At 41.5% G+C, this 13,602-nt stretch carries 11 protein-coding genes; 7 read left to right on the top strand and 4 right to left on the bottom strand.

Annotated elements, in window-relative coordinates; genetic code table 11:
* Positions 1-88: 88 nt before the first annotated feature.
* Together ACZMIG_RS03145 and ACZMIG_RS03140 are read right to left on the bottom strand one after the other, a co-directional pair.
* Positions 89-1,072: a leucine-rich repeat protein gene (locus ACZMIG_RS03145; protein WP_487889037.1), complete on the bottom strand. Its 984-nt coding sequence runs from the start codon at positions 1,070-1,072 to the stop codon at positions 89-91.
* 96 nt (positions 1,073-1,168) lie between these two features.
* Complete coding sequence (locus ACZMIG_RS03140) at positions 1,169-1,951, bottom strand: GNAT family N-acetyltransferase (RefSeq protein WP_302024735.1); 783 nt, start codon at positions 1,949-1,951, stop codon at positions 1,169-1,171.
* A 736-nt stretch (positions 1,952-2,687) separates the two neighbouring features.
* Between ACZMIG_RS03140 and ACZMIG_RS03135 the strand changes: the two genes are divergently transcribed.
* The gene (locus ACZMIG_RS03135; protein ID WP_418874928.1) at positions 2,688-3,113 is read left to right on the top strand and encodes an HIT family protein; all 426 of its coding nucleotides are present in this window, start codon (positions 2,688-2,690) and stop codon (positions 3,111-3,113) included.
* 177 nt (positions 3,114-3,290) lie between these two features.
* Here ACZMIG_RS03135 and ACZMIG_RS03130 read toward each other — a convergent pair whose 3' ends face one another.
* Positions 3,291-3,602, bottom strand: coding sequence for a hypothetical protein (locus tag ACZMIG_RS03130; RefSeq protein WP_147630749.1), 312 nt, complete (start codon positions 3,600-3,602; stop codon positions 3,291-3,293).
* Between the two features lie 299 nt (positions 3,603-3,901).
* On the opposite strand from ACZMIG_RS03130, the gene trmD reads away from it, so the two are divergent.
* Together trmD and ACZMIG_RS03120 are read left to right on the top strand one after the other, a co-directional pair.
* Entirely contained in the window at positions 3,902-4,579 is a 678-nt protein-coding gene (trmD, locus tag ACZMIG_RS03125) for a tRNA (guanosine(37)-N1)-methyltransferase TrmD (RefSeq protein ID WP_287604927.1), read from the top strand.
* Positions 4,580-4,729: 150 nt separating this feature from the next.
* A complete protein-coding gene (locus tag ACZMIG_RS03120; protein WP_021853364.1) occupies positions 4,730-5,263 on the top strand; it encodes a DUF805 domain-containing protein in 534 nt (177 codons plus the stop codon).
* Between the two features lie 439 nt (positions 5,264-5,702).
* Here ACZMIG_RS03120 and ACZMIG_RS03115 read toward each other — a convergent pair whose 3' ends face one another.
* Positions 5,703-6,551: a patatin-like phospholipase family protein gene (locus ACZMIG_RS03115; protein WP_021853366.1), complete on the bottom strand. Its 849-nt coding sequence runs from the start codon at positions 6,549-6,551 to the stop codon at positions 5,703-5,705.
* 362 nt (positions 6,552-6,913) lie between these two features.
* Here ACZMIG_RS03115 and ACZMIG_RS03110 point away from each other — a divergent pair, with 362 nt between their 5' ends.
* The 4 genes from ACZMIG_RS03110 (at position 6,914) to ACZMIG_RS03095 (ending at position 13,562) form a co-directional block, all read left to right on the top strand.
* Positions 6,914-8,311, top strand: coding sequence for an aminopeptidase P family protein (locus tag ACZMIG_RS03110; RefSeq protein WP_125104472.1), 1,398 nt, complete (start codon positions 6,914-6,916; stop codon positions 8,309-8,311).
* A gap of 25 nt (positions 8,312-8,336) precedes the next feature.
* Positions 8,337-9,542 carry a C1 family peptidase gene (locus tag ACZMIG_RS03105; protein WP_021853368.1) on the top strand — a complete coding sequence of 402 codons (1,206 nt, stop codon included), beginning with the start codon at positions 8,337-8,339 and terminating at the stop codon, positions 9,540-9,542.
* Positions 9,543-9,836: 294 nt separating this feature from the next.
* On the top strand, positions 9,837-11,573 hold the full coding sequence (recJ, locus tag ACZMIG_RS03100; protein ID WP_021853369.1) for a single-stranded-DNA-specific exonuclease RecJ: 1,737 nt from the start codon (positions 9,837-9,839) through the stop codon (positions 11,571-11,573).
* 72 nt (positions 11,574-11,645) lie between these two features.
* Positions 11,646-13,562 (top strand): RecQ family ATP-dependent DNA helicase, encoded by a 1,917-nt coding sequence (locus tag ACZMIG_RS03095; RefSeq protein ID WP_487889036.1) that lies wholly within the window; start codon positions 11,646-11,648, stop codon positions 13,560-13,562.
* The last annotated feature ends 40 nt before the right edge of the window (positions 13,563-13,602 follow it).

The raw sequence follows: 13,602 nt of genomic DNA, 5'->3' as shown, positions 1-13,602 counted from the left end.
TACAGTGTCCTTTTATAAGTAACCAGCATCTTCATTTATACAAAATATTTTATTGTGCCAATATTAAACATAAATGTATATCCGTATCTTATTTTCTGATAATAATACGTCCTCCGTTTTCGCCAAATAAAGAGCATCCAATAACTTTTATTGAAGCAGGAAGGCTTAATGTCAAGAATTTTTTACAAGCATTAAACGCAAATGAACATATTGTTATGACACCATCAGGAACATAATAATAATTTCTGTCAAACAACTGATTTGCACATAATAACCTTTTCATATTATTTGAATAATTGACCCCATACTCATCACAAAAATATCCATCTCTAATACACAAGCAATTATCAACTTCGTCTTCAAGAGAATAGGGCTTGTCCCAATTTATTACACATCCTTGCACAATCTCACTACCGAAAATAGGGCTAGAATCATAAGATAAATTTAACATATTACATGTATAAGGAATATTCAATTCTTCAAAGACACATCCAATAAATGCATATGGCTCTATCTGTTCTACACCTTCAGGAATCCAATATTTTCCAACATTAGACGAAGGTGCTTTCAGAAGGATTTTCTTATCACGACTATAAACAAAACCATGTTTGTCCGTCCATCCATCCTCTATATTTTTTTGTAATTCTTCTGAACGTTCCAACTCATAAGGCCAATTCCATATTTTAGAATCAACTTCATGATGGCAATAGCTCAACGCATCATCCACATTATAATAATTAGATACCGTATATGGAATATCCAATTTTAAAAGAGCAGGACAGTTTTTAAAAGCATGTAATGAAATGTCACATACCGACTCATTTATTCTATAATAACTTACATTCGGTGCTTTAATAAGCTTGTTACCACATGTTGTAACTATATACTCAGAACCATCTTCACAAACAATCGGATCATAATAGGTTTTATCTATATAAATACGACTCTCCACCCATTTTCCATTTTTTAATTTTTCTATGAATATTGTTGTTTTATCACGAAAGCCAATTACTTCTGTTATATCATCAGACATTTCACGCTTTATTAAATCTAAAATTTCATCACATTCCATTCTACCAAGCTTTATATTAATATAATAAATTCAACCAGATTAAATAAACAGATAATATATTTTCTTTCAACTTAATGAATTCGTAAGCTGAAAACATCAAAACCTTTCATCCCATAACCATTGTACATTTTCAATTAATTTTATACCTTCATCTACAATTAAAGCACCTTTTACATATACATCTAAATCACCAAACTGACGCAAAGGCATTTTGATTGGCATACGGACATAACCATTTTCTGCATAAAAATGTTTATACTTAGAATAATCATCTGAATCTGTAATCACTTTAGAAACAGACATTATCGGACAATCACTATTTTGTCCTATATAACGGAGCAATCGCGTTCCTATACCCTTATTCTGCCACTCATGCTTAATTACCAACATATTAATAAATGAAACATTTTTATAACGAAGGACTTGAGCAAAACCTACAAATTGAGTTTTCACAAAAACAGCTACAAGGATTACGTTACAATCCTTATCACCATAAGCAAAGTCGTAAATATCATCTATAGTCAACTTAACGGAAAAGAAATTGTTCCATAATTTTAATATTTCAGTTGCAAGTTCTTTATCCCAATATGACACAATACGATAATTAACGTCACATACATCTTCTCGCAGATTGAAAAAATCCGTTATCAATCTATAAGACCTGCCTTTCAAATCAATCCCTTTTTCACTAAGAGTATGTTCTATGATATTATATAAATCCGTATATCTTTCTTTAATTATATCACACGAATGATCTATAAACTCCTTACGTTTAAGACCATTATTACAATCGTTATTCACAGATTGATAAATATTTATAGGAATATCAACTCTAATATTTCTATTTTCAACAGATACAATTATTTGAATCTTATTCATATTTTTATTTACGCTATATTTTATATATTGTTTCTAATACATTGAGGAATGGAATTTAAAATATTTCATAGTTTTAATTATCTATATTTGCATTTTCCATAATATGACTAGTTTATGTGGCAAAGATACTAAAAACATGATTACAATCAAAATTATTTTTATATATTACGATTATGAATAGAAATTTAAAAAGAAATATTATAACATCACGCTTAATAAAACTCACTGAAACACGACCACAAATTCATTGATTTTTTATTTGAAAACCAATGAGTTTTCAGCTATATTTCAGTGGATTTTAAAATTTAATTTATCAGACCGATATAAAAATATAAAACCCATTGAAAATAAAATAATTTCAATAATTTTGAATTCATCATGAATTGGTGTATCTTTGCATAAAATATTGCTGCCCTCGGTATAACATCCAAGCAAGCTTGATGATTCTGCACTCACTTGCTGCATCTTTACATAAGATATTGCTGCGCTCGGCATAACATCCAAGCAAGCTTGACGTTTCTGCACTCACTTGCTACATCTTTGCATAAGATATTGCTGCGCAGGCTAAATAACAACATAAAGTTATTATTAGTTATGCTTTGGACTTGAAGCATGTCGTGACTTTATATGACGAGAGAGAAATATATGTCTATGCAGAACTTTAAATAAAGACAAACACTACGCGAAAAAAACGCGAAACGAAATAATAAAAACAATCTAAAACAAAAGCAAAAACATGAAAAGTGATCCTAAAGAGTGCCTTTATTGCCAAAACAATGAGACACAGCACGAACTGATGATTGAAGTATCCAAACTTAGTGTGTCGCGCCTCTTTATCTTTAAGGAGCAGACATATCACGGACGTTGTCTCGTGGCTTACAAAGACCATGTGGACGACCTCAACCTCCTGAGTGATGAGGACAGAAACGCTTTTATGGCAGACGTGGCAAAAGTGACAAGAGCCATGCAGAAGGTGTTCAATCCTGACAAAATAAACTATGGTGCATATTCAGACACGCTGTCGCACTTACATTTTCACCTGATTCCTAAATATGTAGGCGGACCTGACTTTGGCGGAGTGTTTCAGATGAATCCCAAAAAGGTTTATCTGACAGACGAGGAATATGCCGACATGGCTGAAAAACTGAAAAAAGAGTTGTAATAAACATAACACAAATGCCGCCTGTAAGACAATAGAAAATAAAACCTACAGGCGGCATTTACAATATACAATTATACTGCAAGGCACGTATTTGCACTACAGTATCAATTAAGCATCAAATGCTTTTGGCTCCAACGATAAAGTACCGACATTTAAAATTTCATTCATCTAAACATATCAGCGTTTATCGGCAACACCAAAATCGATCCATCTTTCCTGCGAATAGTTCTGCTTGATTATTTTCTTATAGTTAAAGAATGAATCTTTCACTACATTTAGAATACTATTCATATTCTTAACCTTAACAGAAAGTTCTTCCCGCAGCTTGTCGCACTCTGCATTTATTTCAACAAGCTTACGAAGTTCTACGTCCATTGCATTCAGTTCTGCTTCCGTTACGCCTCTATCAGACAATACATTGATGTTTCTACGAAAGCCGGTTATGAGCATTCGGCTCTTTTCTATTTGCTGCTCTATCGTTTTTGACATAATGATAAACAATTAGTTACATGATTAATAAATAATTAGATTCCTTGCAAATTTTCATCACAAAATTAATAAAAAAAGGCTTTCAGACGACATAATAGACATATGTCTTTTTAGAAATTTTAATCTTAAAGCCATTATAAGTTTACGGTTTTTCACTATACACAATATTATTTTTAACACAAAAAAATAACGTTACGAACTAAACCGACATCATTTTTCGCTTGCAGTTTTATATAAAAAATATAAAAATAAAGGCTAAAAATTGTGATATTGGCAGAAAATTAGATAATTTTGCAAATATGCGAATTGATATAATTACAGTTTTACCTGAGATGCTCGAGGGATTTGTAAGAGAATCCATATTGGCACGCGCGCAGAAGAAAGGACTGGCAGAGATACATCTGCACAACCTGCGCGACTACTCTACAGACAAATGGAAACGCGTGGACGACTATCCATACGGCGGATTTGCCGGAATGGTGATGCAGTGTGAGCCAATAGACCGGGCCATATCGGCCCTAAAGGCCGAAAGAGAATATGACGAGGTAATATTTACTTCGCCTGACGGTGAGCAGTTTGACCAGCATGTGGCCAACAACCTGTCGCTGAAGAAAAACCTGATAATTCTGTGCGGACACTATAAAGGCATTGACCAGAGAATACGCGACCACCTCATCACGCGCGAAATAAGCATAGGCGACTATGTGCTTACGGGCGGAGAGCTGGCGGCAGCGGTGATGGCTGATGCAATAGTAAGGCTTGTACCGGGAGTTATAAGCGACGACCAGAGCGCTCTGTCTGACTGCTTTCAGGACGACCTGCTGTCGGCACCTATATATACAAGACCGGCCGACTATAAAGGTTGGAAAGTGCCTGACATTCTGTTAAGCGGAAACGAGGCCAAGATAAAAGACTGGGAAATAGAGCAGAGCTACGAGCGAACCAGACGGCTGCGCCCTGACCTGCTGAAAGAATAAGACAGAGAGTATATTGGATACATTCGAGACATTGAATTAATGTCAAACACTCTGACGTGCAGAAGACAGGGCCTGAATAAACGAAAATACGGCCCGTGTCTGAAGCCGTAGACATAACAAATATAATTAACAAACAATTTTATTGAAACTATGGAAGACATCGTAAGATTACCACAGATGAGCTTCGGCGAATCTGTAAAAACAGTGTTAAGCAAACTGACCGACTTTAAGGGCCGTGCACGCCGTTCTGAATTATGGTGGTTTTGGCTCCTTTATGCCGTTGTAAGCGTTGTACTCAATCTGTCACTTGCAGGAATGCAAGTCGTAAGTTCTGTTGTGTCAATGCTCCTTCTGCTCTCTATCTGCTCCGTTACGGTGCGCCGCCTGCACGACCGCGGACACGGAGGCTGGTGGGTTGCAGCAAGCATCATAATAAATATATTGTACAATATATATATGTCGTCAACAGGATATCTCGAGGCCATGACTACGGTAAATCCTGACCCAAGCATTGCCGTAAAGATCATGAGCGACCCTATCGTCATGACTTCAATGCTGCTGCTCTTCTTCCTGAACATCAGCATCCTGGTGTTCTGCGTCATGGACGGCAAGCCTGAAGAGAATAAATATGGCCCGTCGCCTAAATATATTGTAAACAACGGCGACTTTCAGGAAATCAAATAAAAAGCAAACAGACAAAGAGTTGCAATAAAAGGATTTACAGCACGATGGCAGCTAAAAAACATTAGCGGACAAGCTTGCCTAATTATTGCATCACTCTTAACAGACAAGCATGATGACATTTTACGAAGAAATATTGTAAAAACTCATGCTGGAGTTTACAGACATACAATCATCCGTTTTTCAATATGCCTCCTTTCGCAACGCAAAAGGAGGCATATTAGGTTATAAAAGGCCATGTTTCGCGATGCAAAACATGGCCTTTTACAATACATTGACAATCAACGAGTTAGAGCAAATACATTTTCCCTGCCCTCGCCGATATTGACGCCGGCATAAATTCAAGGAATAAAACAGTATGCGGAAACAGACTACGCATTAATAAGTCCACGACATTTAGCCCCCGCCCCTATCAACATGCTGCCACATGACACCGGCTGGCTCAGCAATATCCCTGCTCACGGCAGAACTTCTCACCTAAGGCATAGCCTTCCTCATAAAGCCGTTCGAGTTTATCTACATCCTTCTCTATACGTCCAACCTCCATAGGGCGCTCTGGACGTATGCATAATATCTGTCCGGCACGCTCCATTTCCTCTATCATTTCAAGTTGGCGGTTGTAAGCCTCACAACGATGGCTCAGCACCACGCGCAGCCGTGGATAGTTCTTATATACAAAACGCGGTATCTTATGGTCTTTCTCCTTGCTGCGAAAACCATAGTTGCGCGTAAGGACAACAACATTCTTGTGATGCCCCTGCTCCATGGCCCTCATTACAGGTATGCTGTCTACTATTCCTCCGTCGAGCATAGGTATGCCGTCAACATTTACAATCTTGCTGACATAAGGCAGACTGCTGCTTGCACGAACAATGTCAAGCAGGCGCTGGCGGTCGTGCTTCTCTGTAAGGTAGCATGCACGTCCGGTCAGGCAGTTGGTGGTAACCATCTCGAAGACGTCAGGATTATTGAAGAATGCTTCAAAATCATAAGGCAGCAACGTATTTGGGAAATCGTCGTAAAGCAGTTTACGGTCGAAGATGCAACCCTGCGTAACCAGATGTCGCAGACCTATGTACTTATATTTTGAAAGATAGTCGATGTTGGAAATACGGGCGCGGCGTATCTGGCGGCTCATATACGACATGCCGTTACATGCTCCGGCCGAAACTGCAACAACGTAATGAAAATACATGTCATGCTTCATAAAGCCGTCCAGCACGCCGCTGGTGAACACACCGCGCATGCCGCCGCCCTCAAGAACCAATCCTGTATTTCTGTCAATACGCATAACTCACTAAAAAACTTTGCAAAGTTAATGATTTTAGTTTTAATGGCATATATTTTAAAGTAATTTACAATATAAAAAATCAAAAAAACAAACATCTGTAACTTTTTTGCATGCATATTCAGCCCTGAGGATATCATTATAACATGTTTTACAGACCAACAAATTAAAATAAGTGACATTTTGTTATAAAAATAAATTGATTTTATTTTGTTCTGCACATGATTTGCATTATCTTTGCAATATTGAAGTTATATATCTGTGAAAAACGAGTTGAAAAAGCCTGACACACCATAAAAGTTACTGGAAAAACAACCACGCCACAGAGTGACGAAATTTAGTTTAACAAGCATTTATATACGAATATGTTCAGCAAGGAAACCTACGTAAGCCGCCGCGCCGAGTTGAGAAAGCTCGTAAAGAGTGGCATCGTGATTTTGTTCGGTAATAACGACTCACCTGTCAATTACCCTTCAAACAGCTACTATCCGTTCCGTCAGGACTCTTCGTTCCTGTATTACTTCGGACTTAACCGCGACGGGCTTGTAGGCGTGATTGACATCGACGAAGGCACCGAAACGCTCGTGGGCAACGACATCGACATTGAAGACATCGTATGGTTCGGCTCTGTAAACAGCGTGAAGGACATGGCTGAAAGCGTTGGCGTAGCCAATACTGCCCCGATGAAGTCGCTGCAGATTATATGCAACAATGCACTGAAACAGAAAAGGCCAATACATTTCCTGCCGCCATACAGATATGACACAAAGCTGCAGATATTCGACCTGCTAGGCATTCATCCAAACCAGCAGAAAGAGGCAGCATCGCTCGAACTGATAAAAGCTGTGGTGAAGATGCGCTCTACGAAAGAGCCGCAGGAGATAGCCGAGATTGAAGACGCATGCTCTATTGGCTACAAGATGCATACAACAGCCATGAGGCTGACTAAACCCGGACTCACCGAGAAGTTTATCGGCGGACAGGTTGACGGAACAGCACACTCTTATGGAGCAATGGTAAGCTTCGCAACAATATTCACACAGCATGGAGAGATAATGCACGGCACACCGTCATGGGACGTTCTTGAGAGCGGCAGGCTGGCTTTGTGCGACTCTGGTGCAGAAAACCGCAACAACTACTGCTCAGACAACACCCGCACATATCCCGTAAACGGCAAGTTCACTCAGCGCCAGCGTGAAATATACAGCATCGTAGAGGCCTGCCACGACTATGTGCTCGATGTAGCCAAACCAGGTGTAAAATGGTATGACGTACATATGGCTGTATGCCGTCTGATGACCGACAAACTGAAAGAAATCGGCCTGATGAAGGGCGACACAGAAGAGGCTGTAAGAGCCGGAGCACATGCAATGTTCCTGCCTCACGGACTTGGCCACATGATGGGTATGGACGTACACGACATGGAAGGACTCGGACAGAACTATGTAGGCTTCGACGACGAGATACAGCCTTCAACACAATTTGGCACAAACTGCCTGCGCATGGGACGCCGCCTCGAAAAAGGCTTTGTTGTCACAGACGAACCGGGCATTTATTTCATACCGGCACTCATAGACGACTGGAAGTCGCAAGGACTGCACAAAGACTTCATCAACTATGAGATGCTTGAAACCTACAAGGATTTCGGCGGCATACGTATTGAAGATGACCTGCTGATAACTGACGACGGATGCAGATTCCTAGGCAAGGAGCGCATACCTTATCATCCGGACGACGTTGAAGAATTCATGAGAAACAACTAAAACCCAAAACAATACTTATAGAAAAATGAAAAAGTTAATTGCAATGGCTCTGTTGGCTTGTATAGCAACAGGCATGAACGCGCAGGACAAGAAAGGAACTGCGGAAAAGAACAAACCTGTGTTCACAACCATTAAGGAGAACAAGATCACAAGTATCAAAGACCAGAACCGCAGCGGTACCTGCTGGGCTTACTCTACACTGAGTTTCTTTGAGAACGAAATTCTGAAAAAGACAGGCAAGACTTACGACCTCTGCGAAATGTTCGTAGCCAACAAGGACTACATGGAGCGTGCCATCCTTACAGTAAGAATGCACGGCGACAGTCAGTTCTCACAGGGTGGAAGCTCTGAGGACGTGCTCTATATCCTTAAGAACCACGGTATCTGCCCTGAAACAGCCATGCCGGCACCCGGCACTCTGACAGGCGACTCTCTGGCTAACTTCGAAGAGTTCTTCGGTGTTATGGAGCCGTATGTTGCAGCTGTATCAAAGAGCAAGGCAAAGAAGATTTCTAAGCAGTGGCAGAAAGGTCTGCAGGGTATCATCGACTCATACTTAGGAGAATGCCCGAAGGAGTTTGTTTATGAAGGCAAGAAGTATACTCCGCAGACATTCGCAGCAAGCCTCGGCCTCAACTTTGACGACTATGTTTCAATAACAAGCTACACACATCACCCGTTCTACACACAGTTCCCTGTAGAAGTTCAGGACAACTGGCGCTGGGCAACATCATACAATGTTCCTATGGACGAGATGATGAAGATTATTGACAATGCCATCAATGAAGGCTACACCGTAGCATGGGGCGGCGACGTTACAGAAGACGGATTCACACGCATGGGTCTCGGTATCGCATACGACGTAAAGAAAGTACGCAGCATGGCCGGAACAGACGCAGACAGATGGTTCAAGCTTTCTTCTACAGAAAAGAAGAGCAAGCTCGATTCTCTCGGAGTTGACGCTCCTGAAATCGTTCCTACACAGGAAATGCGCCAGGAAGCTTTCGACAACTGGGAGACAACTGACGACCACGGAATGGTAATCTTCGGTATCGCTAAAGACAAGAACGGACGCGAATACTATATGGTTAAGAACTCTTGGGGCGAGTATGGCGACTACAAAGGAATTTGGTACATGTCAAAGAACTATGTTGCATACAAGACTATGAGCTTCATGGTTAACAAGAACGCCATTCCTAAGGATATCCGTAAAAAGCTCGGCTTAAACTAACATACGGCCAACTGCTGGACTGACCGGAAACATAACATTGCAGACAGACAACCCAAGGTTGCTGCATAAAAGACATAAAGGCCTTCGAACGTCAGCAAAAAGCTGCATGAGACGGGCACCAAAAACCGGCAGGACAAACAAAAGCAGTTACAATGTAGCTTAAGAACAAAAGCGGTGATTTCTGAACTTTTCTGTCAGAAATCACCGTTTTCTTGTTTTTTATTTGTAACTTTACACGCCATTTTATACAAATTGACAATGGCAACCGGGAAAGAGAAATAAAAAACAATATAAATGCACTTCAAATGGAACTACGAATCACCAACATCAGAACAGAAAAAGGCAGCTGAAGAGCTGGGAGCAAAACTGGGCATAAGCCCCGTTATGGCCGGAATACTAATACGGCGAAACATTACCACCGAATCTGCTGCTAAACGTTTCTTCCGTCCTCAGCTCAACGACCTGATAAATCCGTTCCTTATGAAGGATATGGACGTGGCCGTTGACAGACTGAACGATGCCATGGGACGAAAAGAGCGCATTATGGTGTATGGTGACTACGATGTTGACGGATGCACTGCCGTCGCACTCGTGTATAAATTCTTACAGCAATTCTACTCTAACATAGATTACTACATACCCGACCGCTACGACGAAGGATATGGAGTGAGCTATAAGGGTATTGACTATGCCCATGAAACTGGCGTAAAACTGATAATAATCCTCGATTGCGGCATAAAGGCCATAAGCGAAATAGAATATGCCAAGAGCCTTGGCATCGACTTCATTATATGTGACCATCACGTGCCCGACGAGATTATGCCTCCGGCTGTAGCAATACTTAACCCCAAACGCCCTGACGACTCTTACCCGTTCAAGCACTTGTGCGGATGCGGTGTAGGCTTCAAGTTTATGCAGGCTTTCGCCAAGAACAACGGCATACCATTCTCACGTTTAGTGCCCCTGCTCGACTTCTGCGCAGTAAGTATAGCTGCAGACATTGTGCCTGTAGTGGAAGAAAACAGAATATTGGCATACCACGGTCTTAAACAGCTCAACCAGAATCCGAACATCGGACTAAAAGCCATCATTGATATCTGCGGACTAAACGGACGCACGATAACAATGAGCGACATAGTGTTCAAAATCGGACCACGCATCAACGCATCAGGACGCATGGAGAACGGACGCGAGAGCGTAGACCTGCTTGTTGAAAAAGACCTTGGCAGCGCACTTAAAGAGGCAAAGCACATAAACGAATACAACGAACAGCGCAAGGACATTGACAAGCAAATGACAGAAGAGGCCAACCAGATTGTGGCAAAAATAGAGAGTCAGAACAGGCGCTCAAGCATTGTGCTGTATGACGAAAACTGGAAGAAAGGCATAATTGGCATAGTGGCATCAAGGCTGACAGAAATCTATTTTCGTCCAACAATAGTAATGACACGTGAAGACGACCTGGCCACAGGTTCGGCAAGGAGCGTTACGGGCTTCGACGTTTATTCTGCCATAAAAAGCTGCCGCGACCTGCTGATAAACTTTGGCGGGCACACTTACGCTGCCGGTCTGACATTGAAATGGAAAGATGTGCCAGAATTCATGAAACGTTTTCAGAAATATGTTGACGAGCACATACAACCCGAACAGACAGAAGCCATACTCAACATTGACGCCGTAATCGACTTCAAAGATATAACGCGCAAGCTGCATTCTGAAATCAAGAAGCTAAGTCCGTTTGGTCCACAAAATCCCAAACCCCTGTTCTGCACTACAGACGTTTACGACTTTGGCACAAGCAAGGTGGTAGGAAGAGAACAGGAACACATAAAACTCGAACTTGTAGACTCAAAATCAAACAACGTGATGAACGGCATTGCTTTCGGGCAAAGCGGATCGGCACGATATATAAAATCAAAACGCAGCTTTGACATTGCATACACCATTGAAGACAATGTTTTTAAACACAATGGTATCCAGCTGCAAATAGAGGACATACGTCCTGCAGAAGACGAAGAAGAAACAAACTAACAATACTTTTGTCTGTCCACGGAAACGCTTGCATATTTCGTGGACAGACAAAATATATCATATACACAAACAATGGTGACGACTGACGACAAATACAGAAAGATACTTCGCGACAACTGGGGGTATGACGACTTTAGGGGCATTCAGCGAGAGATTATCGACAGTATCTGCGCCGGACGTGACACACTTGGTCTGATGCCGACAGGCGGAGGCAAATCAATTACTTTTCAGGTGCCGGCTCTCTCAATGAAAGGGGTATGCATCGTCATCACGCCCTTGATTGCGCTGATGAAAGACCAGGTAGTAAACCTTAGGCACAAAGGCATCAAGGCGGCAGCTGTTTATTCGGGCATGATGCATGCCGATATTATAACTACACTTGAAAATGCCATATTCGGCGGAGTAAAAATCCTGTATGTATCACCTGAACGCCTGTCTTCTGAACTATTCCAGAAGAAGATGAGCCATATGAACGTAAGCTTCATAACAGTTGACGAAGCCCACTGCATAAGTCAGTGGGGCTATGACTTCAGGCCGTCTTACCTCAAGATATCAGACATAAGAAAACTAAAGCCAGACGCACCAATACTGGCCCTGACAGCAACAGCAACACCAAAAGTTGTAGACGACATTCAAGACAAACTCGGCTTCAAAGAAAAAAATGTGTTCAAGATGAGTTTTGAACGCAAAAACCTTGCATATATCGTAAGAAAGGCCGATGACAAGTTTGAAGAGATGCTCCACATTCTCAATAGTGTAAGCGGCTCAGCCATTGTTTACGTAAGAAGCCGTAAGCGATCAAAAGAAATTGCAGCCGAGCTATGCAAACGCAAGATAAGCGCAACCTACTATAATGCCGGACTGGAAAGTGCCGCAAGAGACGAACGCCAGAAGGAATGGCATGAGGGCAAGGCACGCGTTATGGTTGCCACAAATGCCTTCGGAATGGGCATAGACAAACCTGACGTAAGACTCGTTATACATCACGACTGCCCTGATTCTCCAGAAGCATATTTTCAGGAAGCGGGAAGAGCCGGACGCGACGGAAAGAAAGCCTATGCCGTACTGCTTTATAACGGCAGCGACAAAGGCAAACTGAGAAGAAGAATAGAAGAGACTTTCCCAGACAAAGACTATATACGCCTTGTGTATGAACATCTTGCCTACTTTTATCAAATAGGCATGGGGAGCGGACAAGGATGCAGATTCGAATTCAACATCGACCGCTTCTGTGTTGCCTTTAAGCATTTTCCCATACAAGCAGGATCGGCACTAAAGATTCTTTCCAGAGCCGGATATATCGACTATGACGAAGAATCAGACAATAAGGCTCAGATAAGAATGCTTCTAGGCCGCAACGAACTGAATATGCTCGACAGCCTCAACGAAAGGGAGAATGCTGTGATAACGGCACTGCTAAGGTGCTACGGAGGATTATTTTCCGACTTCTGCTACATTGATGAAAGTCTTGTGGCACAGCAAGCCGGACTAACCGTGCCTGAAACATACATGATTCTGAAAGACATGACTGCACGCCGTATTCTTCATTTCATACCAAGGAAAAAAATTCCACACATAACATACACTCAGCGACGCGAAGAAATGGAGCATCTGGTGCTGAGCAAGGAAATATACGACAACCGTAAGAAAGAATACATGGAGCGCATCGAGGCCATGATAAATTATGCTACAAATGACGACATATGCCGCAGCCGGCAGCTGCTAAGGTATTTCGGCGAAGAGCGCTCTACTGACTGTAACCAATGCGATGTCTGTATTGCACATAAAAAGCACCGCGAAATCAAAAACGAACAGAAAAGAGCCGAGGAACTTATTACAGAACTCCTCAGCGACAAAAAACCACACTGCATCACAGAGATAAAAAACATTAACTTCAACAGAGATGCAATAGAATATGCTGTTGAATACATGCTAAACGAAGAAAAAATATATCTCTCAGACGGAATGGTAGTGCTCAGAAAAGGATAACAGACCGTATGCTACAAGCTGAATATCAGACACATCCGAG

The sequence above is a fragment of the Xylanibacter sp. genome, from assembly GCF_057607445.1.
This window is presented reverse-complemented; position numbering and strand designations above follow the sequence as displayed.